Annotated in this window: 25 protein-coding genes; 7 read left to right on the forward strand and 18 right to left on the reverse strand. The window is 47.4% G+C overall.

Annotation, left to right across the window (positions count from 1 at the left end):
- The 18 genes from KH703_RS03230 to KH703_RS03315 form a co-directional block, all read right to left on the reverse strand.
- Nucleotides 1–518 (reverse strand): hypothetical protein (locus tag KH703_RS03230; protein ID WP_304294094.1); only part of this gene is annotated, 518 nt, incomplete at its 3' end.
- Nucleotides 506–1,738, reverse strand: a complete 1,233-nt coding sequence (locus tag KH703_RS03235) for a glycosyltransferase (RefSeq protein WP_304294096.1) — start codon at nucleotides 1,736–1,738, stop codon at nucleotides 506–508. The genes KH703_RS03230 and KH703_RS03235, both read right to left, overlap by 13 nt.
- Nucleotides 1,735–2,553, reverse strand: coding sequence for a polysaccharide deacetylase family protein (locus tag KH703_RS03240; RefSeq protein WP_304294098.1), 819 nt, complete (start codon nucleotides 2,551–2,553; stop codon nucleotides 1,735–1,737). The genes KH703_RS03235 and KH703_RS03240 overlap by 4 nt, the downstream gene beginning before the upstream one ends.
- Nucleotides 2,550–3,737: an O-antigen ligase gene (locus KH703_RS03245; protein WP_304294100.1), complete on the reverse strand. Its 1,188-nt coding sequence runs from the start codon at nucleotides 3,735–3,737 to the stop codon at nucleotides 2,550–2,552. The genes KH703_RS03240 and KH703_RS03245 overlap by 4 nt, the downstream gene beginning before the upstream one ends.
- Nucleotides 3,734–4,810, reverse strand: a complete 1,077-nt coding sequence (locus KH703_RS03250; RefSeq protein WP_304294101.1) for a glycosyltransferase family 4 protein — start codon at nucleotides 4,808–4,810, stop codon at nucleotides 3,734–3,736. Before KH703_RS03250 ends, KH703_RS03245 begins: the two co-directional genes overlap by 4 nt.
- Nucleotides 4,807–6,234 carry an ELM1/GtrOC1 family putative glycosyltransferase gene (locus KH703_RS03255; protein ID WP_304294102.1) on the reverse strand — a complete coding sequence of 476 codons (1,428 nt, stop codon included), beginning with the start codon at nucleotides 6,232–6,234 and terminating at the stop codon, nucleotides 4,807–4,809. The genes KH703_RS03250 and KH703_RS03255 overlap by 4 nt, the downstream gene beginning before the upstream one ends.
- Complete coding sequence (locus tag KH703_RS03260) at nucleotides 6,204–7,085, reverse strand: lysophospholipid acyltransferase family protein (protein ID WP_304294104.1); 882 nt, start codon at nucleotides 7,083–7,085, stop codon at nucleotides 6,204–6,206. The genes KH703_RS03255 and KH703_RS03260 overlap by 31 nt, the downstream gene beginning before the upstream one ends.
- A gap of 59 nt (nucleotides 7,086–7,144) precedes the next feature.
- Entirely contained in the window at nucleotides 7,145–8,893 is a 1,749-nt protein-coding gene (mnmE, locus tag KH703_RS03265) for a tRNA uridine-5-carboxymethylaminomethyl(34) synthesis GTPase MnmE (protein ID WP_304294106.1), read from the reverse strand.
- Between the two features lie 2 nt (nucleotides 8,894–8,895).
- Nucleotides 8,896–9,651: a Jag N-terminal domain-containing protein gene (locus KH703_RS03270; RefSeq protein ID WP_304294107.1), complete on the reverse strand. Its 756-nt coding sequence runs from the start codon at nucleotides 9,649–9,651 to the stop codon at nucleotides 8,896–8,898.
- Entirely contained in the window at nucleotides 9,648–11,291 is a 1,644-nt protein-coding gene (gene yidC / locus KH703_RS03275) for a membrane protein insertase YidC (protein ID WP_304294110.1), read from the reverse strand. The genes KH703_RS03270 and yidC overlap by 4 nt, the downstream gene beginning before the upstream one ends.
- Entirely contained in the window at nucleotides 11,281–11,628 is a 348-nt protein-coding gene (gene yidD / locus KH703_RS03280) for a membrane protein insertion efficiency factor YidD (protein ID WP_304294112.1), read from the reverse strand. Before yidD ends, yidC begins: the two co-directional genes overlap by 11 nt.
- The gene (gene rnpA / locus KH703_RS03285; protein WP_369692721.1) at nucleotides 11,625–11,960 is read right to left on the reverse strand and encodes a ribonuclease P protein component; all 336 of its coding nucleotides are present in this window, start codon (nucleotides 11,958–11,960) and stop codon (nucleotides 11,625–11,627) included. The genes yidD and rnpA overlap by 4 nt, the downstream gene beginning before the upstream one ends.
- Nucleotides 11,948–12,082, reverse strand: coding sequence for a 50S ribosomal protein L34 (gene rpmH / locus KH703_RS03290; protein ID WP_005873223.1), 135 nt, complete (start codon nucleotides 12,080–12,082; stop codon nucleotides 11,948–11,950). The genes rnpA and rpmH overlap by 13 nt, the downstream gene beginning before the upstream one ends.
- Before the next feature lie 75 nt (nucleotides 12,083–12,157).
- Entirely contained in the window at nucleotides 12,158–12,511 is a 354-nt protein-coding gene (locus KH703_RS03295; protein WP_304294114.1) for a hypothetical protein, read from the reverse strand.
- Nucleotides 12,508–13,866, reverse strand: coding sequence for an efflux transporter outer membrane subunit (locus tag KH703_RS03300; RefSeq protein WP_304294116.1), 1,359 nt, complete (start codon nucleotides 13,864–13,866; stop codon nucleotides 12,508–12,510). The genes KH703_RS03295 and KH703_RS03300 overlap by 4 nt, the downstream gene beginning before the upstream one ends.
- Nucleotides 13,867–13,879: 13 nt before the next feature.
- Nucleotides 13,880–15,808, reverse strand: a complete 1,929-nt coding sequence (locus KH703_RS03305; protein WP_304294118.1) for a MacB family efflux pump subunit — start codon at nucleotides 15,806–15,808, stop codon at nucleotides 13,880–13,882.
- A 20-nt stretch (nucleotides 15,809–15,828) separates the two neighbouring features.
- Nucleotides 15,829–17,010: an efflux RND transporter periplasmic adaptor subunit gene (locus KH703_RS03310; protein ID WP_304294119.1), complete on the reverse strand. Its 1,182-nt coding sequence runs from the start codon at nucleotides 17,008–17,010 to the stop codon at nucleotides 15,829–15,831.
- 64 nt (nucleotides 17,011–17,074) lie between these two features.
- Nucleotides 17,075–17,944 carry an EamA family transporter gene (locus KH703_RS03315; protein WP_304294121.1) on the reverse strand — a complete coding sequence of 290 codons (870 nt, stop codon included), beginning with the start codon at nucleotides 17,942–17,944 and terminating at the stop codon, nucleotides 17,075–17,077.
- A 151-nt stretch (nucleotides 17,945–18,095) separates the two neighbouring features.
- Between KH703_RS03315 and glmU the strand changes: the two genes are divergently transcribed.
- The 7 genes from glmU to truA all read left to right on the forward strand — a co-directional run bounded on the left by glmU (nucleotide 18,096) and on the right by truA (nucleotide 25,125).
- Entirely contained in the window at nucleotides 18,096–19,397 is a 1,302-nt protein-coding gene (glmU, locus tag KH703_RS03320) for a bifunctional UDP-N-acetylglucosamine diphosphorylase/glucosamine-1-phosphate N-acetyltransferase GlmU (protein WP_304294123.1), read from the forward strand.
- Complete coding sequence (coaBC, locus tag KH703_RS03325) at nucleotides 19,390–20,571, forward strand: bifunctional phosphopantothenoylcysteine decarboxylase/phosphopantothenate--cysteine ligase CoaBC (RefSeq protein ID WP_304294125.1); 1,182 nt, start codon at nucleotides 19,390–19,392, stop codon at nucleotides 20,569–20,571. The genes glmU and coaBC overlap by 8 nt, the downstream gene beginning before the upstream one ends.
- Nucleotides 20,572–20,574: 3 nt before the next feature.
- Entirely contained in the window at nucleotides 20,575–21,252 is a 678-nt protein-coding gene (gene uppS, locus KH703_RS03330) for a polyprenyl diphosphate synthase (protein WP_304294127.1), read from the forward strand.
- Between the two features lie 285 nt (nucleotides 21,253–21,537).
- Nucleotides 21,538–21,921, forward strand: a complete 384-nt coding sequence (locus KH703_RS03335; protein WP_304294129.1) for a hypothetical protein — start codon at nucleotides 21,538–21,540, stop codon at nucleotides 21,919–21,921.
- A gap of 106 nt (nucleotides 21,922–22,027) precedes the next feature.
- A complete protein-coding gene (locus KH703_RS03340) occupies nucleotides 22,028–22,783 on the forward strand; it encodes an A24 family peptidase (protein ID WP_304294131.1) in 756 nt (251 codons plus the stop codon).
- Nucleotides 22,776–23,807 (forward strand): LptF/LptG family permease, encoded by a 1,032-nt coding sequence (locus KH703_RS03345; protein ID WP_297916887.1) that lies wholly within the window; start codon nucleotides 22,776–22,778, stop codon nucleotides 23,805–23,807. Before KH703_RS03340 ends, KH703_RS03345 begins: the two co-directional genes overlap by 8 nt.
- 553 nt (nucleotides 23,808–24,360) lie before the next feature.
- Complete coding sequence (truA, locus tag KH703_RS10040; protein ID WP_369692722.1) at nucleotides 24,361–25,125, forward strand: tRNA pseudouridine(38-40) synthase TruA; 765 nt, start codon at nucleotides 24,361–24,363, stop codon at nucleotides 25,123–25,125.
- Nucleotides 25,126–25,133: the final 8 nt, after the last annotated feature.

Below are 25,133 nucleotides of genomic sequence, written 5' to 3' on the forward strand. Positions count from 1 at the left end.
TAGATCACGTCGGTCGTTTTAGCGGCGTCTAGGCGTCTATCAAACGCCGCGTCGGAGATGTTTGGGAAAAAGGCGAATTTCGCGCCGTATCTTGCCGAAAGATCGCGCAGCTTCAGCGCATTCGCCCAAAAAAACACGTCGATGAAGCTTAGCTTTTCGAAAAATTCCCGTTTTTCTTGCAGATGATCGACGTACCAGATCGCGATTTTAATCTTAGGAAGCGCCGATTTTATCGCCTGCAGCGTGCCAAGACTGATCTTTTCGCCTTTGCCGATTAAAAGCAGATCGGCGCCGATATTTTCGCATACGCTAACGAGTTTGGCGTTCATCTTTTTTAAGCCGCTGTTTTTCAGCCCGCAAAAGCGCAGGCTCCGCTCCCAATCGCGGTAGCTAAAATCATAGACGAAGTGTCCGCCGCGGATAAGCCCGTGGCTGATCTTACGCTCCATGCCGTAGAAAAAACTGCCGTCGTCGTATTCGTTGAAAATGCCACAATGCACGATCTTTAGGCTTCGCATAACAGCTCCTCGTAGTAATTCTTAAGCGAGCTAATATAATTTTGCAGCGTCAAAGTTTGCTTGAACTTGGCGTGTTTTTGCGCAAAAACCCTGGCGTATTTGCCGTAAGTGCGGTAAATTTCATCGATCTTAGCGCTCAAATCCGCCGCCTCGTACAAAAACTCCTCGCTTAAAATTTCCGAAATCCCGCCCACGCGGGTGGATATCAGCACGGGTGAATAAAAAATACCTTCGATCAAAATCACCGGAAAGCCCTCCTTGCGCGAGCTGATGACGTGCAGGTGCGACGCGGCAAGAGCCGCCGCGACGTCGTCGCAAAAGCCGCATAGCCGCACGTAGTCCTGCAAATTTAGCGAATCGATTAAATTTTGCAAATTTTGCCTCTCGCCGCCATGACCGTAAATTTTAAGCTCGAAATCGAATTTCAGTTCGCTTACGGCGCGGATCAAAAGATCAAAACCCTTGATCTTATCGAGCCTGCCGACCGCGACGATGCTAAATTTAAAATTTTCCGCCGCCGCGCTTGCGCCCTGTTGCGATACGAATACGTTGCTAGTCTTATTTTGCGATGAGTCCGCATCGAAAACCCTATCTTGAGACACGCGCGCCCCGCTAGGCGTATCTTGCGACGCAAATACAGCGCCAGCCATGTTTTGTGATGCGAACGTGCCGCTAGCCGAGTCGCCACACGTATCTTTTTCCCCCTCAAGCGCCCTATTTGCGGCGCCCTCCGCGTCCTTGCAGCGCGCGAAAATTTCATGATTTACAAACTCCCGCCGCGGCTCTATACCGAAATATATCACCTTCGCGGCGTGATTTATCGTGGTTGCGACCTTGCGCGAGGCTGCGATGACGTTTCGCACGCGATCGAAAACGGGCGCCTTGCGGTCGTTGTGTTTTGTCGCGACAAGCTTAAGGCTTAAAAATTTTTCAACTACAAAGCCGATCTGCGCGGCTTTGGCGCCGTGCGAATGTAAAATTTCAAATCCGCCCGAGCGCAAAAACCGATAAATTTCAGCGAACAAAAACGGATTGTAGCGCTTGTCGCGGCTTTTGTACTGATAAATTTGCACGCGAGCATCCAAGCGCTGCAAAAACTCGCATCTATCGGGCACGATTAGCGCCGCATGCTCGCTTTTGCAAAGCTCATTTAGCGAGTCGATTACGATCTTTTCGACGCCGCCGTAAAATCTGGAGCAGCAAAGATAGGCGATTTTCATCTATTTCTGCCCTTCTTCATCTTCAAAATGAAGCTAAAAAGCCCCTGCCTGCCGCTAACCATGATACGCGGAATTTCAAAATTTGAGTAGTGCGGGCGCAACACGTCGTTTTGCGTCGTAACGGCACAGCTAAAGCCCGCCTCGCGCGCGCAGCGCACGCTAATCTCGTCGTAAAAGCCGAACGGATAGGCAAAAGCGCTACAAGAGATCTCAAATTTCGCCTCTATTTCTTGCTTTGATTCGCTCATCTGGCGCAGCTGCTCTTGCGCGTCTAAGCTAGGCAAGTTTGCGTGATCGAGCGTATGCGAGCCGATCTCGATGAGCCCGCTTTGCAAAAGCTCGCGGACCTCCTCATCACTTAACATCTCCTCGCGATTTAGCTCGTCGCTTGATTTTTTCAGATCCTTATCGGTCGCCCAGTTCCCGTCAAAGCGCCGGTTTACTATGAAAATCGTCGCTTTAAAGCCGTATTTTTGAAGTATCGGCAGGGCGCTCGCGAGATTATCGCGATACCCGTCGTCGAAGGTAATACAAACCGCCTTTGCAGGCTTGCTATCCAAACTCGCAAGCTCGCTTAGAGTGTAGCTCGTAAAGCCGTTTTGCTTCAGCCACGCAAGCTGTTTTTCAAACGCGGCGGGGATCACGCGCAGGCGGTTAAATTTAGAGGCGCGCTTTGGCAGATGCTCGCGGATCATATGATACATCAGCACGCGCGGATACTCGTAAGACAGATCCTTTGCCCACCACGCAAAGCGCAGACAAAACCACGCAAAAAGCGCCGCCGCCGCAAAAGCCAAAAGCGCCGCGTAGATCATCGCTCGATCCTCATGCGATAAGCTAAAAAGCTCAAAATCGTAGCCAGACTTAGCGCTTCTTTCGACAGATACGCGCCGTGATCGAACTGGCAATCTATCAAAAGATAGATTAGAAGCGTGAGAACCCCAAACTGCCTGCTTTGAATGCACTCCTTAAAAACGCTAAATAGGATCGCGCAGTAAAAGATGAGGCCGAGCGCGCCGCTATAAAGTAAAATTTCTAAAAATAGATTGTGCGGCGCGTTGTATTCAGGATGCTCAAGGACCGGGGAGCCCGGCAAATTTATATATGAGCCCAGCCCATAGCCCAAGATAGGCTTTTCTTGTGCCATCTCTAAAATGTAGCTCCAAATCACGGTCCTACCCGAAGAATCGCCGCTAAATAGCGCTGCTAGCCTTTGCTCAAACGAGGGCGAAAGCGCGAGTAAAACGGCAAAAATCGCGATGAAACCCACCGTGAAAAGTAGGTATTTTTTGTTTAGGCTCTTTAAATTTAGCGCGCCGTAAAACGCAAGCGCGCAGAACGCGCCGACCCACGCTGCTCTGGAAAATGAAAAGATCATAAAAAACGCAAACAAAAATAGAGCCGCAAATTTAAGCGCCAAAGGCCGCCGTATCGCCACCGCGCTAAGGCAGAGCCCAAAGCCCATAAAAAGCCCTAAGATATTGCGGTTCGAAAGCGCTCCACTAAGACCTCCGCGAGTGGAATTGTTTGAAAAGACGATCGCGTCAGGACTACTTGCAAACTGATAGATCACGCTCACTGATAAAATTCCAAGCCCCACGAACAGAAAGGCGAAAACGGCGTTTTCATCAAAAAATTTAAGCTTGTGAAAATAGCAAAGCGCCAAAAATATCGCGCCGTATCGAAGGACGAAAAATATGGTGCTCTGCCATGCTTTTTTTGAGATAACCGCCTCGTTTAGGAGGTTTGAGATCGCTAGCGTCGCGACGACGCAGACGAAGCAGATCGCAATAAATCGCGTTTTTTTCAAAATTTCGCTTAGAATTTCGTAGTTTTTAAAATACAATAGATGCGCCAAAAAGAGTAAATTTAGCGCTGCAAAAGAGATCTGATAGACCGCGTTTTTGAAAAACAGCGACGCGCACCAAAGAAGCAGCAGCGTTAAAAATGTGATCCTCCAGCCGCTAGGCGCGCCGTTTTCGTAAAAAAATTTTTTCATATTAAACTCTCATAAACCTTTATCGTTTTTTCTACCATCTGCTCTAGGCTGAAGTTTTGCGAAACGTAGCCGTAGCCGTCAAATTTCAGCTCGCGCGCGGGGGCAAACAGCCCCGCCAGCGCCTGCGCGTCGCCCACGTCAAAAAAATAGCCGTTTTCGCCCTCTTTGATAATATCGAGCGCGCCGCCGTGACGGGTCGCGATCACGGGACAGTTTAGCGCGATCGCCTCAGCCATCGACCGCCCGAAGCTCTCGGGCTTGCTTGAGGCGCTTACCGTGACCGACGAGAGCGAGTAAATTTCGGCTACCTTGCTCTGCGAGCCTGCAAAAATTACGCGCTCGCCCAGTCCAAGCCCCTCTACGAGCGATTTTAGCTCGGAAAAATACTCGTCGCGATCCGCTCTCACGCCGCCTACGATCAAAATTTTAAGATTTTGTTCGCTTGCCAAAGCCGCGGCGCGAATCAGAGTTTTGTAATCCTTAATCTGCGTGATGCGCCCAATGCTTGAGACGATGAAATCATCCTGCGCGAGGTTAAAATTCTGCCGAAATTCTGCAATGAAGCGCCCGTCTAAATTTTTGGGATTAAATTTTTCTAGATCAATGCCGCGCGGAATGATCATGATCTTGGCTGCGTCTACGCCGTAGCTTTTCACCACGTGATCGCGCGTATAGCCGCTAGGGCAGATAATCGCGTCCGCATCCGTCATGATTTTGCTGTAGAAATTTACGGAATTTATCCCATGCACGGTGCTTACGATCTTTGCACGCGGGCGAGCAAATTTAACCAGCCACGCCGGCACGCGTGAGCGGACATGCACGATGTCTGGAGAAATTTCGTTTAAAATTTTACGCAGCTTTAAAACGCGCGCCGCAACGCTTAGGATATTTTTGGAGCAAACGTCGAGCTGTACGTGCACGCCGCCCTCGTTTTCTATCTTTGGCGCCAATTTGCCGCCGTTACTGATAACGAAATTTTCGATGCCGCGCCGCGCAAACTCTCTATTTAGCTCGACTACGCCGCGCTCGACGCCGCCTTCGTTAAGCTCGGGCAGGATTTGCACGACCCTCATATTTTTATCTCCCTCACAAACGCCTTAAGATCGTACTTCGCAGTCTTTTTTAGCGCTTCATCGTAGCGCCTAGCGTGACCCGTAGAAACGAGAGCGCTTATAAAATCATCAAATTTATTATGAGCATCTTTGCGTTTTAAACTCAAAATAGCCACGCTCGCGCTCCCGTTAGATGCAGCCTCGCTTATCATCGAGACGCTGTCCTCGCTGATAAAGACCCACTCGCACTGCGCCAAAAAATCGCCGATCGGATTTACGGGCTCGCGGCTATAAATCACGCTGTAATCCCAGCCAAGCTTTTCTAGCGCGCTCTCGGTAGCCCTCGGCGTGCGCGGAGAGGTCGTTAGCGCAAACTCGCAGTCCACAAACTGCGCTCTTACGCCCTCTATCTGATTTAAAATTTCATCCCCCATCTCAAAGCAGGAATTCGGCCCGCCGACGATAAATCCTACCGCCTTGCGCTGCGGCTTATACAGCCCCTGCGGACGTGAAAAGCTAAGCGAAACTGGCGAAATTTTAAGATTTGCGCGCGGCTTTGGGCGATCGTGCGCGCCTGCGATGATGACGCTAAAATCCTTGCGGTAGCCCTTCGGATACATCAGCGCTATACTCGGCTTTGCGTATCTGCGCGCGTAAAATTTCAGCGCGTAATAGGTCGTAGAGCCCGCGCCTACGAACAGATCGAAATCTGCGAAATTTAAATTACGATCTGATGCAGCGTCTAAACTTGCGCTATATGATACGGCGTTTGAATTGGTGCCATTCGGCGCGACGGAGCTGTTTAGAGCGGAACTATTTAAATTCGATCCGTTTTTGTAGTCCGCCGCTATGCCACCCCCACCGAGATCGCACTTAAAAATTTTAAAATAAAGCCCTAAAAAATCAAGCGCGTAGGAGCAGAGTTTAAGAAACTTGTTTGCGTAAGCGATCTTGCAAATGCAAAACTCAAGCCCTCTTAGCTCGCAAAATGCGATGCTTTGATTCTCGTGTCCCTTGCGGCTGTCGCTTAAGATGAGTGCTTTTCGATGCGAATTTTTTGCTGCGGGCGGATTTGCGCAGGAGCTTTCGCTGTTTAAATTTAGAGAGCCGCTGCCTGCGCGCCACGCGCAATCTGGAGCGTCCGCTCTTAAATTTTTATCGCTAAAGCTTTCGCGCCGCAAAGTGCAAGAGGGACAGCCGCAAATCGATATGAAATTTTTGAAATCCGAATTTTTACCATCTCGCGCGGCGGCGATCGCTATATAGCTTTCGCGATTTAAAATTTTACTTTCTCGCGCAGCTCTACTTAAATTTTCGACGCTTTGCTCTTTTGCAAAAAGGCGCGAGCCCTGCGGCGCGGATAAATTTCTTATGACACCCCGTCTGCTCTCGACTCTTGAAATTTGCCGCGCCATCAGTCCATCTTCCATCGTTTGTGTATCCAAAACCACTGCTGCGGCGCAGTTCGCACGACCTCTTCGAAAATGTCGTTGCACTTTTGCGTGATAAATAACTCTGCCTCGTCTTTATCTAGCCCCTCGGGCGGCGGCGGGAAGTCCTTTATGACGATCTCATAGCGATTATCCGCGCCGCGCCGCGCAAAGATCGGGATCAGCACGGGATGAAATTTCAAATAAAGCGACGCGATGGTCTTTGTGGTGTAGCATTGCCGTCCAAAAAAGGTCGTAATCAGGCTGTTTTTAGGGCCCGGCTTTTGATCGGGTAGAATGCCTACATTGCGCCCCTGCTTTAGCGCCTGCACGAGCCTGCGCATCGCATCGTCCTTGTAAATAAGGTCGTTGCCGTAGCGCTCGCGAAACGGCGCCACGAGCCGCTCTTCGATCAACTCATTATCGCTGCGACGCCCGACTACCGAGACGGGAAAGCCGTTGGCGCCGAAAAAATTGGCTAAAATTTCCCAATTTCCAAAATGCGCCGTAAAAAATAAAATCCCGTGCGGATTATCACCTTTTAGCTTTCGGACGCGCTCTAGCGCCTGCTCGCCGTTTGAAATCAGATCATCAAATTTTAGTCTGCCATTGTAAAATAAAAGCGTGTCGGTAAGCGTCCTAGCGATACTGCGAAAATTCTCGATCGCAAGAGCGTGAAGCTCACTTTCGCTTTTTTGCGGATAGGCGGCGCAAAGGTTATCCTGCGCGACTTTAACGCGCCTGCTAAGCTTCCACGATGCAAAAAGTGCGAGCTTGTCGAAAAATGCGAATATGAAACTTTTCGGCGCGAATTTTGCAAATTTTATCAGACCCAGCGCCAAAAAATATTGGATTTTTTCCTTCATAAAGACCTCGTTTTAAATGCGAGATTATATTGAATTTTGGCTAATTAGTAGCTAAAACGCTATTTGCCGAGGCAAAAATTGCTAAACATTTCGTCTAGAATTTCGTCTCGCTCAAAAGGACGCGAAATACGTGCAATCGCCTCAATCGCGCGATTTATCTCAAATGCAAAAAGCTCAAGCTCGCCGCAAACTAGGTGCTCGCTCGCATTTTTAAGAGCCGCAAGCGCGCTCTCACAAGATATAATTTGCCGCTCATTGCTTAGCATAAGGCCATCGAAATTTTGAGAATTTAAGTAGCTCTCAAGTGCGGTTAAAATTTTATCTACGCCCTCGTTTGCAGAAATTTCAAGTGGCGTAAAAATAGAATTTGCCTGGGTGTTTTGCCTAACGGAATTTATTGCAGAGCTATTAGGCGCGATGGAATTTGCAGAATTTTGTTTGGAATTATCCTGCATAAAATCCTCCGCAGCACAGCCTACAGTAGCGCGCTCAGTATTTGGCGACGCTAGTCCCGCTTTTGCGGCGGAATTCTGCTCCATCGGATTTATAAAATTCACAAGGGCTATTTGGCTTGTAGGCGCGGAATTTGTGGAAGTAAAATTTTGCGCGCTTAAGTCACGCTTTAAATTTTTAGCTCTTAAATTCTGCGCGTAGGAATTTAAAGAAGCATCGCAGGTCCGACTTTGCTTTAAATTTTCGGCTGCGAAATTCTCTGGTATGGGATTTTCGGATGCTAAATTTTTTGCAGAAAAAACCTCTAAATCCTCGTCAAGATCCTCCACACTAGGATGAAATTTACGCGACAAGTCGCATTTATTTAAAACGTAGATGATTTTTTTGTCTTTTTGTTCGCGCAGTATTTTTAGGATCTGCGCGTCCTCGGCGTCCCATTCGCGACTTGCATCAAACACTGCCAAAATCACGTCCGCCTCGCCTGCAGCGCGAAGCGAATATGAAATGCCGATACTTTCAAGCTTTGAGCCGCCGTGTCTGATACCTGCGGTATCGACTATACGGATTAGATGAGTGCCTATCTGCAGGCTTTCTTCGATGAGATCGCGCGTAGTGCCCGCTTCGTCGCTCACGATAGCGCGACTAAAGCTCAGCATAGAATTTAAAATGCTTGATTTACCGACATTGGGCTTACCCACAATCGCTACTTTAAAGCCCTCGATCAACCCCTTTCGGCTGCGGCTGATGCGAGTGATTTTTTCTAGAGAAGCGATATTCTGGCTAAGCATTTCTTGCGAGTTTTGCAGCACATCAGAAGGCAGATCGTCCTCTGCGTAGTCGATGCAAACCTCGACGAAGGCCAGCGTCTTAACCAGAGCTGCGCGCAGATTTGCAACGAAGTCTGCCAGCTCGCCCCGCAGGTTTCTAGCTAAAATTTTAGCCGCACTTTGCGAGCGAGAATTAATCAGATCACTTATGGCTTCGGCTTTACTAAGATCCATTTTACCGTTTAAAAACGCTCGCTTACTAAACTCGCCCGGATTTGCTATGCGCGCACCCAGAGCCAGCACGGCATCTAACGCCAAGGACGAAGCCGTAAAGCCGCCGTGGGTCTGCACTTCTACGACATCCTCGCCGGTAAAGCTATGCGGAGCTTTAAAATATATCAAAATCGCCTCGCCGAACGCTTCGCCGCTTGCGTCAAAAAGATTCACAAGCGTGGCATAGCGAGGGCGCAAAGAACTGCGATGTGAAAGGCTTAAAGCGATAGATAGCGCTTCCTCGCCTGAAATTCTAACTATGCAAATTCCGCCGATGCCGTGAGCCGTAGCGATAGCGGCGATAGTCTCGCTCACGATTAGCTTTTTTCGTCTACGATGACGATTTTGCCGCTACGCGTGGATTTGATGCCCACGAAACGATCCGGATATGCTTGTTTTAGCTTGTCGGCTACGATTTTGATAAATGCGCCATCAAAAGCTTTCGTGACGATACGCTCATTTCCAGAGCGCTCTACGAGTGCATTTACATAAGAATCGATAAATCGTTCTTGATTTTGTAAAAATTCCGCGATTTCAAAAACTACGGCAAGATCATATCTGATGCTGATCCAGTTATAAATCATATACGAAAGTGCCTTGTAGCGGTGTCCTTCTTTACCGATAAGCAGCGCGCTATCCTCGCCTTGCAGCTTGATATAGACAGTATTTTCGTCTATTTTGCTAACATCGCTAACTTCGATATTAAACTCGCTTGATCTGAAAAGTGCAGATAGCTTCTCTTTGATATCGGATAAAATTTCATCCGTCACAACGCCCTTTTGCTTTTCTTTGCGATGTTTAGAATGCGTGGCGCGCGGACTTTGAGGCTCTGATTTATCGCTATGCTTTTTCTCTGCCTTACCGACTTTATTTTGCGAGGCGTTAAATTCCGGATTTTCACTAAATTTTTCTCCCTCCAAAACCGCTTCTATTACAGCATTTTTCTTAAAAAAGCCCAAAAATCCGCTGCTTGGATGCTGCAGCACGCGCACGTTAAGCTGCGTTACCGAGCATCCTAGCTCAGCTGCTGCTTTATTATATGCGTCTTTTAAATTTTCTGCTTCAATTATCATGATTTTTTCTCCGCTATTTGAGCTTGTTTATGCCTAGCAAAGGCTTTATTAATGACGTATTGCTGGATAATGGAGCAGAAGTTATTTACCGTCCAGTATAGCGTAAGACCAGCAGGGAACATCACAAAAAATACCGTAAAAATGAGCGGCAAGAATTTCATCATCTTCTCTTGCATCGGATCGGTAAATGTAGTCGGCGTAATCTTTTGCTGCAAAAACATCAAAATTCCCATCGTAATCGGCAGGATGTAATATGGATCTTTAAGCGACAGATCGTGTATCCAAAGCGCCCACTCCGCGCCCTTTAGCTCGATCGCATTAAGCAGCACGCGGTAGATCGCGAAAAATACCGGTATTTGAAGCAGGATCGGTAAGCAGCCGCCCATCGGATTGGCACCGTTTTTCTTATACAGATCCATCATATGCATCTGCAGCTTTTGCTTATCATCCTTGTATTTTTCTTGAAGCTCTTTCATCTTGGGCGCCAGATCTTTTAGCTTATTCATCGATAGCATTCCCTTGTAGCTTAGCGGGAATAAGATTAGGCGGATAATGAGCGTGAGCACGACGATCGACCAGCCCCAGTTACCGATATAGCCGTGCAGCCAGTTCAGAAATTTAAACATCGGGCGGGCGATGAAGGTAAACCAGCCGTATTCGATAATGTGCGTAAGAGCAGGATTTATCGAGCTTAGCGTCGCGTGATCTTTCGCGCCGATATAGCCCATAAGACTAAAATCACCGTCTGAGCCTATGAAAACCTGCGAAATTTTATCTGCGTCAGTCACGGTCGCATTCAAGCTCTCTCCGTAAAATAGCGTCGTATAATAACGATCCGAGCTCGCAGCGATATTTGCGCCACTTATTCGCTCGTTTTTATCCACATCGCCATCTTTAAAAATTTCTACGCTTTCGTTTATAGCCTGCGAGCCCGTAAAAAATGAAGCGATTTTATCTGAAATTCCTGCTTCGCCCGGTTTTCCAACGATGACGCCGTGAACCGTATAGCTATCTACTTCTACGTTCGGGCGCGAGCCGGGGCTGATAAAATAACGCGCATTGCCGCTTAATTTCAGATTCAATTTATAACTACCATTTGGATAAAAGGTAAGAATTTTATTTATGCTAACGACGCCTAAACTTTGACTTAATGTAACGCTAGCCTCTCCGTTTCGTACGTCCAGCTCGCTAGATGAAGTGCTGTAAGGAGTATCGAAAGCCATCGCATTCAACGCCGCGTCCTCGAAGCGCATCTCAAGCGGTTTAGAATGTGATTTAGGATCAATTAAATTTATCGCATCGCCGTTTTCGTCACGGAATTTAGCATCATTTAGCGCATACGAGCTTATGCGACCAAGTCCGTCGATCGTAAAATTTGCTTCTTTGCCGACTACGCGTACTAACGGTGCAGAGATGGAATTTGCGGTATTTAAATTTGCTCCCTGCGCGCTCACGCCAGCGGCGGAAGTTTGCGGAGCAGACTTGGCGGTATTTTTTTGCGCGATTTGCGCCGCGGTTGCGTTTGCCTCCATTGCGGCGCGAATTTTTGATAAATAAAAATGATCGTAAGCTACAAAAAATATGAGCGCAGTTGCTATTGCGATAGCAAGGCGCTTTGATTGGGGAAGTTTATCTAGCACTATTTTCTCCTAGTCGTATGACGTAATATCTATTTTTTTTATATGGTATAAACCAAAGCTTAAATTTATCCGCAGAGGCATTGCTACTGCGGATTTTAGAAAATACGCAAAATTTGAAATTTCGCGCGATTATAGGATAATCTATGCCACCGCTAAAGAGCGGATTGCATCTTAAAATTCTAGCCGTTACGGCACATAGTGCGCCAAAGACGCCGTTAAACTTAAACTCATAAAGCGCGTATTCCGAACAGCTCGGATAATAACGGCAACAGCGCGGTAGCAAAGGCGAAATAAATTTTCGATAAAACCCGATCGCGGCTATAAAAAATTTCTTCATTTTACTGCGCCGATCTTTTTAAACGCCCATTTTAAATTTCGCTCAATGTCTTCAAAGCTCATATCTATGATCCGTTTTTTTGCGATTAATATAAAAATTCCGCTAACAATGACGTCTTTTTGATTATAAAACGCTGCGCGTAAACGTCTTTTAGCGTAATTTCGCGTGACCGAATTGCCTATTTTTTTACTGGCGACTGCGCTAAATTTACGCTGTTCGCTAGCTAAAAAATACACAACAGCGCATTCGCAATGCCACTTTGCCGCACTTTTATAAACCTCCGAAAAAACCCTGCTATCGCTTATCGCAGCAAATTCGCCTACGCAGCCAATCTTCTTCTGCCTTTAGCACGTCTTGCACTTAAAACTCTGCGGCCGTTTTTTGTTTTCATGCGGACGCGAAAGCCGTGAGTACGCTTTTTAGGGGTATTGTGGGGTTGGTACGTTCTTTTCATAACTGTTCCTTTAAGAAAATGTAAAGCGGAGATTTTATAGAAACTTTACTTAAAAACCGATAAACAAAAGCAGCCCTAGCGTCGATAAGCGTCGCCTTGAAGCTTTTTACGGCGCAGTTTTAAGTCCTTCTCATTTCTATTGTTTCGCTCTTTGATATCTTGCATCGGCTGTTTTTTCATCGAAAAACCATCGTGGTCGCCTACGCTTTTTGATTCACGCTGTAAATTATTTTGCAGGCTTTGCCTATCTAATTCATTTTTTTGACGATTTAACAAAATTTCACTATGGTTTTTCTCAAATTCTGATTGTTTATCATTCGCAGCATATACGCTAACGCCGAGGTCTACTGCGTCATCTTGCGCTCTTAACGCCGTGGAATCAGCAAATATAGCGCCGCAAAGCAGCCAAAATATCAAAGCCTTTTTCATTTGCGTTTAAATTTGCCTGCCATCGCGCGATAGATCGCCGCCTCGTTTTGAAGCGTCAAATATCTTTGATTTAGCTCGTTTATCTTAGCATTTACAGCGTCGGTGCGGGCTTCTAGCATATCCTTTAGCTCGCTTGAGCCTGCTTCGTATTTCGCAGCGTAAAGATCGGCAATACGCGCCTTTTCGTCATAAGCGGCACTTAAATTTTTAAGGCTAGCCAGATTGATCTGATAAATTCTATATAAATTTAGCACTTCATTAGTAGCGTTAGAGAGCGTCTGTTCGTAATTTACGACGTTTTTGCGAAAAGCGATCTCCGAAATTTTAAGGCGGTTTTCAACCCTCGCATAATCCAAAAACGGCAGACTTATGCTTACGTTACCGCTTAAAAAATTTAGCTTGAAGCTATCGTTAGCGCTCACACCTTGCCCGTTAGTAAGCCCTGCACCTAAATTTACGCTAGGAAAAAAATTTAACTTAGCGGTCTGTTCGTCGTAAAAACTGGAATTCAACCTAGCGATCGCAGCTCTAATATCTGGACGGTTAGCAAGCGCCGTGTAAGGCACATTTAGATCAACGCCTTGGAATTCTATGGAATTTATCGAATCGGTGTTATCATCAAACTGCAAGCTGGAGGAGATGAGATTTCTCATATATTTATGATTATCCTCGATATTTTTTTGAATGCTTAAGACCTTGTTTTCAAGCCCTAGGATAGAATTTTGAATCTGCCTGTAATCTAGCTGCTCGGACTTGCCGTAATCGTATTTTGCCTTGATTATTTTTTCGATCTCTCGGTAATCGCTTAAATTCTGTTTTGTCCATTTTAGCGAATCGTTTAGATAAAGCATCTCGAAGTAGCCGCTTACGACGGAATTTATAAGAGTCAGGCGAGTATTTTCAAGGTCAAACTCGCTAGCTTTGGCGTTCCAGCCCTCGGCATTTACCGCCGAGCGGATCTTGCCGAAAAGATCAAGCTCATAGCTTACATTAAAACCCGAGCTATAGGTTTTGTTCCAGTTCGAGCCGGTGCTTATGCCGCGATTAGCGCCCGCACTCCACGAGCTACTTAGCGTAGGAAAAAGATCAGCCCTGCTTAGCCCTAAATTTGCATAAGCACTCTCAACGTTTAAAGCCGCCGTTTTTAGATCGTAGTTATTCGCAAGGGCTTGATCTACAAGCTTATTTAGATATGATTCGCCATATTTTTTATACCACAGCGTATCGATTTCATAGCTTGCATTTTCGTCCTTGAAATGCTCTACAGGTTTAAATTCGACCTCACTTTGATTTGAGGCACAACCGCCGATAAAAACAGCTAAAATGCCGCTTAAAATTACTTTGGAATTTATCATTTTCTCTCCTTGTTTATTCTTGTGCTAAAGCATCTATTGGATTTAATCTGCTGGCGTTTCTTGCCGGCAGATAGCCGAAAACTATACCGATCGCGGACGATGCCGCAAAGGCGATCACGAAAGGCGCGGTAGTAAATTTCATCGCAAAATCCGGGCTTATGGTATTAAACGCAAATCCAAGCGCCAAAGCGATTAAAATTCCTAAAGCTCCACCCAGCGAGCAAAGCAAGATCGCCTCTATCAAAAACTGCTGCAAGATATTGGATTGCTTCGCGCCGATTGCCATTCTGATGCCGATTTCGCGCGTACGCTCGGTAACGCTTACGAGCATGATATTCATCACTCCGATGCCGCCGACGACGAGCGAAATCACCGCGATTGATGAGATCAGAATCGTCATCGTGCCGGTAGTGCTTTGTATTGTTTGTTTGATAGTATCTGCGTTCATCGTATGAAAATCCCGCGAGCCATGTCTTTGAATAAGCAGCTGAGTTAGGCTCTCTTCGGCCACTTGAGTATTGACATCGTCTTTTATTTTGATGGTGATAGAGCTGATTTTTCGATTGCCCGTGATTTTATTCATCACGGTTGAGTACGGCGCGTAAATTCTTAAATTTTCGTTGCTTCCGAAGGCGTTTTTATCCTTGCCCGAAACTCCTATGATCTTAAGTGGCTTACCCGAAAATAAAATCGTCTTGCCGATAGGATCTGAATTTTTAAAAAATGTTTTTTTAGTGTTTGGATCAATAATCGCGACAGAGGCAGAATTTTTAATATCATCGTCGCTAAAATTTCTACCATCTTCTATATCTATGCCATTAACCGCCAAAGAATTCACGCCGCCGCCGCGCATCTGGGCTTTAGAGCTTAAATTCGCATAGGTTGCCGTACCGCTTGCAGAAGCATTTGGTGTGGCATAATCAACGTAGGGCTGGCGCGCCAAAACTTTAGAATCGCTTATCGTAAGGGTGCTCACAAAGCCCGCTCGCACATCGCCGAAATTTTTACCGGGAAAGATATCAATCGTATTGGTGCCAATTTTACGGATCTCGGATAAAATTTTTTCCTCCGAACCCTTACCGAGAGCTACTACGCAGATAACAGACGCAATGCCGATGATGATACCTAGCATCGTCAAAATCGATCTTAGCTTATGCGAAAATATCGCGCTAATCGACATTTTAAAGCTTTCTATGAGCTGATCTTTGCAAAATATAAAGGAATTTTTCGTTTTGATCTGCTCTTTTTTGCGCTCGAAAACCCGTTCTGTCTTTCTTTTATCGCTTAAAATTCTGCCGTCTTTTATCTCGATGATACGATCCGCAAATTCCGCAATATGCGCATCATGCGTAACGATGATGATGGTATGTCCCTCTTTGTGTAACGCCGTTAAAATTTGCATCACTGTCTCGCCGCTTTTGCTATCAAGCGCGCCGGTAGGCTCGTCTGCCAAAATCACTTCGCCGCCGTTTATCAGAGCGCGAGCGATACTTACGCGCTGCTGCTGCCCGCCGCTAAGTTTACTCGGTAAATTTTTGGTGCGATCGCCAAGCTCCAGCTTATTCAAAAGCTTCACCGCTCGTTTCGTCCGTTCGCTCGCCCCCACGCCCGCATACACCGCAGGCAGCGCGACGTTTGCGGTCGCGTCCATCGTGGCGATGAGATTATATTTTTGAAAGACGAAGCCGAATTTTTTACTTCTAAGTGCAGCGAGCTCGTCGCCGCTTAAATTTGCAGTCTCGCGACCTTCGATCTTGTAGCTTCCGCTGCTTGGCGTATCGATGCAGCCGATTATATTCATCAGCGTCGATTTTCCGCTTCCGGATTGCCCGATTATCGATATAAACTCGCCCGCTTCGATATTTAAGCTTACGTCCTTTAATACGTGGATTTCGTTATCGCCGAGAATGAATTTTTTGTTTATATCTTTAAGCTCTAGCATCTTTACACCATAAAATTTAACTAAAACACCATCGGAGGCCCGTCCATATTTAACGGCGCGGCTTTTCCGTCGGCAATAAGCACCTCATCTTTTTCATCCAAACCGCTTAAAATTTCTGTATTCAAATCGTCGCTGACGCCCGTTTTTACGTATCGCTGCTCAGGCTCTTTGCCGTTAAGCACCGTGACGTAATCGCCTTTCGCGTCGCGCTTGATAACGGAGGTAGGTAGGTAGCTCGTATTGTTCGCTTCGCTTACGATTATGTTGTTTTCGGTCGTCATTCCGATCTTTAAAAAATCATTTTCATTGTCTACGAGCATCTTTGCATAAAAATAGATCGCGCTGTCGCTGCTACTGGAGGATGAAGAGCCGCTGGAAGTTTTATCGTAAGTTCCGTCGCTAAGCGTGGTAAGACCCGGATCGATCTTGTAAATTTTAGCCTTTTTGATATTATCCAGATCCGATAGTATGGAGTATTCTACGTCCATTCCGACCTTTACTTTGGATATATCGCCCTCGGCTATTTGCATCTTGATCTCCATCTTGCTTAGATCGGCAATCTTTACGATCGTAGGCGTAGTTTGGTTGGAATTTACCGTTTTGCCCTCCTCTACCGGCATTGAAACGATCGTGCCGCTTATCGGAGCCGTGATCTTGGTATAGCCGAAATTTGTCTCCGCCGTGCTTAGCTGAAGTTTCGTCTGCTCGATCTGCGCCTCGATCTGCTTCTGCTCGGCCTCTTTTAAAGCGGCGCTATTTTTGGCGTTTTCCACAGCCTCTTTAGAAGCGGCGTTTCTTTTATACAGCTCAAGCTCGCGGTTATACTGCGTTTTAGCGTTTGCCGCGGCGATCTTTGCCGAAGCTAAATTTGCCTCATGGATCAGAAGCTGCGCCTTTTGCTGCGCAATCTCGTTTTCTTGCGTGACAGAATCGATCTGCGCTATCATATCGCCCTTTTGAACCTTATCGCCAACTTTGACGTAGAGCTTTTTGATCTGACCGCTTACCTGCGCGCCCACATCGACCAAATCCCTGGCGTAAACCTCTCCCGCAGCCGTCACCGTGCCTCTAATATCACCCTTTTCAAGCCTTGTGGTAAGGGCCTTCGGCGCCTCTTCTTGCTTAAAAAATTTACCGTATAAAAAATATATCGCAATAAAGACAAGTACGATAAAGACGATAAATTTCAAGGTTTTTTTCATTTTGCCAACTTCAAATAAAATAAGGGCTAATTCTAATGTAAAAATATAAAATTTTAGTTAAATACTAAATTCTTTGCTCGCGCACGGCGTAAAATTTCATAATCTTTTTATGTAAAATTAGCGAAACATAAATCAGCGCCGAGCCCGCAAGTAGGCGCGCCAGATCGGCATCCTTTTGCCAAAATACCAAATTTACGACGATCGCTGCGGGGATGAGCGCGTTATTCATAATCGCAAGCACGCCGCTATCGACTTCGCACGCGCCTTTGTTCCACAAAAAATACCCTAAAGCGCTGGCTACCGTGCCCAGATACACGATCACCGCGCCCTGCGAGAAGCTAGGATTAAATTTAGAAAAATCCCCAAGCACGATCGCGGCAATCGCCGTAACCGCGGTGGCCCCCACAAAAAAGTAGCCGAAAAGCTCCTTCTGCTCGCTAAAGCCGTGGCGCTCCAGCATAAATTTATACGCGCTCTGTCCGAGCCCGAAGCATAGATTTGCGCCTTGTACGAGCAAGAAGCCCGTCAAAAACTTGGAATTTATCGCGCCGAATTTTATCACCAAAGCCCCAAGCACCGCGACTGTGACGCTGAAAAGGTATAACGCGCGAAATCTAAGTTTAAGCGCGTCGTAAAGCAACGTCACGTAAAACGGAGTAAATATCGTAAAAAGCGCCACCTCATAGACCTTCAAATACGCAAAACTGCGGTAGTAGAAGATATACATCACGCCGATCTGTACTGCGCCCACGGCGCAAATTTTAAGCGCCAGAGCGGGATTTACGCCGCGAAATTTCATAAACGGCAGGAAGCAAATTAGCGCTAATGATACACGCGAAAATGCCAAATACGCGCTGTCTATGCCGCGCAAAAACTCGCCTATCAGCGAGAAACTAAAAGCCCAAATACAAGTAACCAAAATCAGTTTTTTCAAAACGTCCGCCTAAGCTTTAAAATTTAGGCGGAATTTTATAAAATTTTAGTTGAATTTGGGATTTAAATTTCGTCCGCGCGGCATAAATTTAGGTTTTTATTTATTTTAAATGTGTTAAAATTATCCAATTTTTGAAAATTTAAGGGTAAAAATGAACGACGTTTCGGTTATAGTTCTTGCCGCAGGGCTGGGCACTCGGATGAAGTCGCAAAAAGCCAAGGTTCTTTTCGAGCTTTGCGGCGAGCCGATGATAATCCACATCCTAAAGAAAGCTTACGAAATTTCAAACGACGTGAGCGTGATTTTACACTACCAATTTGACGAAGTTAAAAGCGCGGTTCTAGCGCACTTTCCAAACGCTAAAATTTACAAACAAGACCACGAGCATTTCCCCGGTACTGCGGGCGGACTAAAAGAGGTCGAAATCCGCGGAGCCAAAACGCTCATAATCTGCGGCGATATGCCTTTGGTAAAAAGCGCCGAGCTTCGCAAACTCTGCGAGGGGAACGCGGAAGTAAATCTAAGCGTTTTTAGCGCGCGCGATCCGTTCGGATACGGCCGCGTAATCACCCGCGGCGGCGAAATTTTAAAGATCGTCGAGCAGAAGGACGCGAGCGAGGAAGAAAAGGCGGTAAAAGACGCAAACGCCGGCTGCTACTGCTTCAAAAGCGAGGCATTGAAACAAATTCTGCCGCAGATCAAACCAGATAACGCGCAAAAAGAGTACTACCTCACAGACGCGATCAAAATCGCCAAAGATATGGGCTTAAAATGCGCCGCCGTGTGGGTGGATGAGCAAAGCTTCATGGGCATAAACGATAAGTTCGCCCTCAGCATCGCCGAAAATTTAATGCAAAACGAGATCAAAGAAAATTTGATGAGGCAAGGCGTTTTAATGCGCCTACCGCAAAGCATCTACATCGATAGCAGGGCGAAATTTATCGGCGAGTGCGAGCTGCAAGAAAACGTAAGCATTATCGGTCCTTGCGTGATCGAAAGCTCGCTTATCAAAAGCGGCTGCGTCATCGAAGATAGCGTCGTAAAAAACTCCGACATCGGTCCGATGGCACATCTGCGCCCAAAATGCGAAGTTATTGGCACCCATATCGGAAATTTCGTCGAGCTTAAAAACGCGAAAGTAAACAAGATCAAGGCGGGGCATTTAAGTTATCTCGGAGATTGCGAGATCGATGAGGGCAGCAATATCGGCTGCGGCACGATTACGTGCAACTACGACGGCAAGAAAAAATACAAAACGATAATCGGTAAAAACGTCTTTATCGGCTCGGACACGCAGCTAGTAGCGCCCGTGCGGGTGGCCGACGACGTCATAATCGCCGCGGGCACGACTGTTACGAGCGACGTTCCGAGCGGAGCTCTAGCGATCAGCCGAAGCAAACAAATCAACAAAGATGGGTTTTTCCATAAATTTTTTAGGAGCGAAGATGAATAAGAAAAAGGTTTTACTCGCGGTTTGCGGGAGTATCAGTTTTTACAAAGCGTTTGAAATTTTATCCGCTCTGAAAAAGTCGAATTGCGACGTCTATGTCGCGCTCAGCGACGGCGTGCAGGAGTTTGTCAGCTACAAGGCGTTCGAGGCACTGTGCGATCACCCCGTGCTTTGCAAAGCCAACGAAAACTGGCAGGCGGGCATCAACCACATCGCTTATTCCAAGGTGGATTTAGTTTTGATAGCACCCGCGACGGCAAATACGATAAACAAGCTCGCTTGGGGCGTCTGCGACAACGTATTTTTAGAGGTGCTAAACGCGGCTTTCGCCCACGCCAAGGTGGTCATCGCGCCGGCCGCAAATCCAGCGCTACTTGAAAACAATATCACAAAAAACTGCATCGATATGCTAAAAGCGAGCGTCAATGCGTATTTTGTGGATCCGATAGAAAAAACTCTAGCTTGCGGCGATACCGGCAAAGGCGGATTAGCGAGCACCGAGGCGATAATGCAGACGCTAAAGCGCGCGCTTTATAACGATAAATTTTGGGAGGATAAAACCGTCATCATCACTGGAGGCGCGACGATCGAAAAGATCGACAGCGTGCGCGGCATTACGAATTTCTCCAGCGGCAAAACCTCTAAAGCGCTCGCTGACGCGCTGTTTTATCTGGGCGCGGACGTAACGCTGATCTCTAGCAACGAGTATGAAAATTTACCGTACAAGCTCGTTAAATTTGAAAGCACCATCGGGCTAAAATCGGCGCTTGACAGCACAAAATTCCCGGACGGCTCATATTTGATAATGGCCGCCGCGGTAAGCGATTATTCGCCGAAAGTGCGCTATAAAGACAAGGTGAAAAAGGCGGAGATCGGCGAAATTTGGAATTTACGCCTAGGCGAAAACGAGGATATCTTAAGCTCCGTGCGCGGAAATATCAAAAAGGTGGGCTTCAAGCTCGAGACCGACCGCGAAAACGCCGTCGGCGAGGCCAAACGCATGCTAAATGAAAAGCATCTCGACGCCGTCTGCCTAAACGTGCTGGACGACATCGTTAGGCTCGGCGGCGACGTCCTTAAGGTCACTTTCATCACAAAAAACGATCAGGTCGTAATCGACACCGCGCCGAAGGACGAAGTCGCCCTAAAAATCGCGGCTGAGCTGAAAAAAATCTGATCCGTGAATAGCCTAAATCATCTCGCTCTTGTGATGGACGGCAACGGGCGCTGGGCGAAAAAGCGCGGTCTGCTGCGCACTGGCGGGCACGAAGCGGGCGCGGAGGTCGTGGAGCAGATCTGCGAGTTTTGCATCGACGAAGGTATCGCAAACCTCACGCTATACGCCTTTAGCACCGAAAATTGGAAGCGCCCGAAAAGCGAAGTGGAATTTTTGATGAAGTTGCTTCAAAAATTTCTAATCTCGCGTCGCGAAAAATTTATCCAAAACGGAATAAAATTCTATCCGATCGGCGACATATCGGCTTTTGAGGGCGATCTGCGAAGCGAGATCGAATATCTTTCAAATTTAACTCAAAACGGGCGAGCGCTAAATTTTAACCTAGCAATCAACTACGGCTCGCGAGACGAGATCGTGCGAGCGTGCGAGCGGCTGCTTACAAGCGGCGAACGACTAAGCGAAGCGGGCATCGGCGCGCATCTGGATACCGCGCACAGCGGCGACGTGGATCTGCTGGTGCGCACGGGCGGCGAGCAGCGGCTGTCGAATTTCTTGCTCTGGCAGGCGAGCTACGCCGAGCTTGCGTTTACGCCGACGCTGTGGCCGGATTTCACGCGCGAGGAGCTTGCGCGCATAGTGGATGATTTCCGCCGCAAACAGCGCCGCTTCGGCGGTCTTTGAGCTACGGCGCAGTCGCTCTAACGGTCGCTTTAAATTTTAAAATTTTAATTCGCAAGAACCACATGCAACGCAGTAAATTTTAAAATTTAATCCGCGGGCACTCACGACATCTTGAAATTTTAAAATTTTAATTCGCGGGCGCGCGGTGCTATAGAAATTTTAAAATTTCACGCCTTTTAAATTTAAAACTCTAGCGCGAGCCGTGTTACGAGGCGCGGTAAATTTAACGCGGCAGGATTTTAAAAATCACGCCACGCGTTTATGCAAAGACCGAAAGGAAGGGCTATGAGCTACTACATACAATGTGGTTGCGGCAAAAAGCTTACGAAAAAGCCGATGAAAACTCTAAGATGCCCAAGATGCGGCAGCGTGTATAAAAAACCTAAGAAATTTATACTGGCGGTCTACATTTGCCTGCTGCTGTTTTTTATGCTAGCGTTTGCCCTCATCCCCGATAAAATGGGGATTTTGGCATCCACAGGCAGCGGGATAGGCGCATATATTATGTTTTTATGGATCGTAGATACTTTGAACTTCGATCTTTTGGACGCCGTGATACTGGTGGCGGGATTTTTGATTTTCGGCGGATTATATGAGGCATGGGGCGAGCCGCTAATCGCAGGGCTCATGCCATTTTATTTTGCGTGGGCGCGGCGGCGATTTTCGTAAAATTTTTCCCTTACGAGAGGCAAAAAATCAATGAAAACTAAGAAATTTCTCGCTACCATAAAGCGTTTGATTAAATTTTAAAAAGTTAAAGCTCCAAAGGAAAAAGATGGATTTAAATATCGTTTACGGCGTGATTTTTGCGATATTCGGCACCTGCGTAGGCTCGTTTTGCAACGTCCTGATCTACCGCTTGCCGCGCGGACAGAGCGTAAATTTCCCCGCATCGCACTGCCCAAAATGCTCTCACGCTTTAAAATTTTACCACAACATTCCGCTGCTTTCGTGGCTCTTCTTGGGCGGCAAATGCGCCTTTTGTAAAACTAAAATTTCGATCCGCTACCCGATCGTCGAGCTTTTAGGCGGCGCGCTTGCGCTTGCAGCGTATTTCAGCGAGCCCGATCTTGCAAAAGCCACGGTACTAGGGCTTTGCTTCATCTTGCTTATGGCGCTTTCGGCGATCGATTTTGAGTATAAAGCCGTACCGGAGAGCCTTCTTTACGTAGTTACGGCGCTTTCGCTTACTTACACGCTGATGTATGATTTTGATCTTAGCGGCGTGGGTGCGGCGGCGGGATACGCGGCGATATTTTTCGTGTTGCGTCTCATCGTCACCTTCGTGCTAAAGCGCGAAGCTATGGGCAGCGCGGATATTTTTATCGCGGGCGTTATGGGGGCGATTTTGGGCTGGAAGCTGGGCGGCATCTCGATCTACATTGGCGCGATTTTGACGCTGCCTGCGTATCTCATCGCGCACAAAAAGGGCTATGAGCTGCCGTTCGTGCCGTTTTTATCGATGGGGCTGCTTCTTACTTTTATTTTTAGAGATCAAATTTTAAGGCTCTTGGACGTCATTTATGGATAGGGTGCAGCGCTATTTATTTAGCAACTTCGTCGGCTCCTTCGCGTCGCTTTTCAGCACGCTTTTTATCATAATGTCGATCGTCTTTTTCCTTCAGATCGCGCGCATTACGTCGTTTATCGAGATAAATTTTTCAGAGCTAGTAAAGCTCTATCTTTTCATGCTGCCGCGCATCCTCATATTTACGGTGCCGATCGCGTTTTTCGTAGCGCTTAGCATCTCGCTTTTTAGGCTATCTAAAGAGAACGAAACCATCGTCATATTTACCATTGGCTACGCCACGCGCAAGATCGCGCTATTTTTCGGCATAAGCGCCGCGCTGTGTTCCTTGGCGCTACTTTTCGTATCGCTTTTTATGATGCCGATAGCCGAAAATTTAAAGGACAATTTCATCGATTATAAAAAAATTAGCGCGACGCTAAATATCAAATCCAACGAATTCGGGCAGAAATTTTCCGACTGGCTCGTTTTTATCGACTCGCAGGAAAACAACGGCACAAGCACGCTGTATAAGGATCTCGTGCTGTATAATCCAGGCAACTCGCAGGATCATGAGCGGATGATCGTAGCGCGCAGCGGCGAGTTTAAAAACGAAAACGCGAGCTTTTCCGCGATGTTGCACGATGGCAAAATTTACACGATGGGCGGCGAGCAGTGGCACGTAAGCGAGTTTGAAAGCTTAACCCTGCGCACGCAAAGCGACCGCAATATCCGCGGCGGAGGCGGCGTGATCGGATACTGGAGCGATATGAGCGGCAGCGAGAAGCGCAGGAAAGAATTTAGCATCTACACCCTCGTCTCGCTCTTTCCGCTGGCGAGCTTCCTGTTTGCGCTAAGCCTCGGCATCGTGACCTATCGCTACGAAAAGGGCTTCGTTTACGCGGGGATCTTCGGCGTGCTTTTTAGCTACTTCGCGATGATCATGCTGCTCTCTAAATACCCAAGCATCGCGCTTCCCGTGACATTCGGCGTTACGCTTATCGGCTCGCTGCTTTACTACAGGATCAAAATTGCCCCGAGGTACTGAAAAAGGCTCCGAGCTTTGCGGCGGCGAAATTTTAAACAAAAGCTCGTCCGCTCGAAATTTAGCGGATAAAATTTCGACAAGTAAGCCTAGCGCGTCTAAAATTTTGCGTAGCGTAAATTTAAAACGCGAAACGCAAAACGGCGAGCAGGTTTTGATCTTAAACGACGGGTTTTCAAATTTTAAAAATTCCGCTCTCGCAAGCTCGGCGAGCGATACGGCTACCTATACTGTGCCCGATTGCGGTTTAAAGCAAGAAAGTGTCAGGCGGAATTTGGACGCCGTTTCCGCTAAAAAGACTACGTGCGCGGCAAATTTAAATTCCGCCCGCAAAAATTCCGCCGATACCGCCGCTTCCGATATTTGCGCGGCAGGCATAGAAGAGATTTGCGCAAGTCCCGCAGACGCCCGTGCCGCAAACTCTCTCAAAGCAGACGCCGCCTACAAAGCGGGCATTTCCGCAAAAACCCTCGCAAGCGCGTCCGAACTCAAAAATATTATCAAAAGCGCGCCCGCAAGCGACTTCGCAGCGAGCGAGCTTGCGCACATCGGCAAAATAAGCGCCGCGCCAAATACCCCCTCAGATGCGTGCGCATTTGCCGCGAGCGCGAACTCCGAGCGCGTAAAGCTCAAACTCGTCTATTCCTACGACGGCTCGAAATTTAGCGGCTCGCAGTCTCAGCCTCACGGGCGCGGCGTCGAGGACGTGCTGCGCGCGGCTTTGGGGCGAGTAGGGATCTTTGCGCCGCTCATCAGCAGCTCGCGTACCGATAAAGGAGTGCACGCGCTGCGCCAGGTAAGCTGCGTCGAATGCACCGTGCATTGGGAGCTACCGCGCCTAAAAGAGCTTATCAACCGCCACTGCGCGCCCTATATTTTTGTGCAACACATCAGCCTGGTGCCGCGCGATTTTCATCCGCGTTACGACGCCGTGGCGCGCTCCTATCGCTACGTTTTAAACCACGGACGCCCTAGCCCCTTTCTTAGCGATTTTTGCGTGTTTTATCCGCGCGTAGATCTTGCCGCGCTCAATGCTGCGCTTGCAAATTTTATCGGCGAGCACGATTTTAGCGAGTTTATGAAAAGCGGCAGCGACATAAAAAGCCCCGTACGCGAGCTCTACGTCGCGCGCGCCTACTCTTTTAGAAATTTGACCTTGATAAATTTTAAAGCCAACGGATTTTTGCGAGCACAGGTGCGGCTGATGGTCGCAAACGCCCTAAAATCCGTGCAGAGCGGGCGCAAGATTAGCTTCTCGCGAGCGCTTAGCAGAATCCCCTTTCCGCCAAACGGGCTGTATCTTAGCAGCGTGAGTTATTAAGGCTTTAA

Source organism: Campylobacter gracilis, assembly GCF_018374135.1.
Lineage (GTDB): Bacteria > Campylobacterota > Campylobacteria > Campylobacterales > Campylobacteraceae > Campylobacter_B > Campylobacter_B gracilis_A.

What these genes read in the sequence shown, in the direction of transcription:
- KH703_RS03235 (WP_304294096.1), bottom strand. Translation starts at nt 1,738, where the DNA reads ATGAAAATCGCCTATCTTTGCTGCTCCAGATTTTACGGCGGCGTCGAA.
- KH703_RS03240 (WP_304294098.1), bottom strand. Translation starts at nt 2,553, where the DNA reads ATGATCTACGCGGCGCTTTTGGCTTTTGCGGCGGCGGCGCTTTTTGCG.
- KH703_RS03245 (WP_304294100.1), bottom strand. Translation starts at nt 3,737, where the DNA reads ATGAAAAAATTTTTTTACGAAAACGGCGCGCCTAGCGGCTGGAGGATC.
- KH703_RS03250 (WP_304294101.1), bottom strand. Translation starts at nt 4,810, where the DNA reads ATGAGGGTCGTGCAAATCCTGCCCGAGCTTAACGAAGGCGGCGTCGAG.
- KH703_RS03260 (WP_304294104.1), bottom strand. Translation starts at nt 7,085, where the DNA reads ATGAAGGAAAAAATCCAATATTTTTTGGCGCTGGGTCTGATAAAATTT.
- KH703_RS03270 (WP_304294107.1), bottom strand. Translation starts at nt 9,651, where the DNA reads ATGATAATTGAAGCAGAAAATTTAAAAGACGCATATAATAAAGCAGCA.
- yidD (WP_304294112.1), bottom strand. Translation starts at nt 11,628, where the DNA reads ATGAAGAAATTTTTTATAGCCGCGATCGGGTTTTATCGAAAATTTATT.
- rpmH (WP_005873223.1), bottom strand. Translation starts at nt 12,082, where the DNA reads ATGAAAAGAACGTACCAACCCCACAATACCCCTAAAAAGCGTACTCAC.
- KH703_RS03295 (WP_304294114.1), bottom strand. Translation starts at nt 12,511, where the DNA reads ATGAAAAAGGCTTTGATATTTTGGCTGCTTTGCGGCGCTATATTTGCT.
- KH703_RS03300 (WP_304294116.1), bottom strand. Translation starts at nt 13,866, where the DNA reads ATGATAAATTCCAAAGTAATTTTAAGCGGCATTTTAGCTGTTTTTATC.
- KH703_RS03305 (WP_304294118.1), bottom strand. Translation starts at nt 15,808, where the DNA reads ATGCTAGAGCTTAAAGATATAAACAAAAAATTCATTCTCGGCGATAAC.
- KH703_RS03310 (WP_304294119.1), bottom strand. Translation starts at nt 17,010, where the DNA reads ATGAAAAAAACCTTGAAATTTATCGTCTTTATCGTACTTGTCTTTATT.
- glmU (WP_304294123.1), top strand. Translation starts at nt 18,096, where the DNA reads ATGAACGACGTTTCGGTTATAGTTCTTGCCGCAGGGCTGGGCACTCGG.
- coaBC (WP_304294125.1), top strand. Translation starts at nt 19,390, where the DNA reads ATGAATAAGAAAAAGGTTTTACTCGCGGTTTGCGGGAGTATCAGTTTT.
- KH703_RS03335 (WP_304294129.1), top strand. Translation starts at nt 21,538, where the DNA reads ATGAGCTACTACATACAATGTGGTTGCGGCAAAAAGCTTACGAAAAAG.
- KH703_RS03340 (WP_304294131.1), top strand. Translation starts at nt 22,028, where the DNA reads ATGGATTTAAATATCGTTTACGGCGTGATTTTTGCGATATTCGGCACC.
- KH703_RS03345 (WP_297916887.1), top strand. Translation starts at nt 22,776, where the DNA reads ATGGATAGGGTGCAGCGCTATTTATTTAGCAACTTCGTCGGCTCCTTC.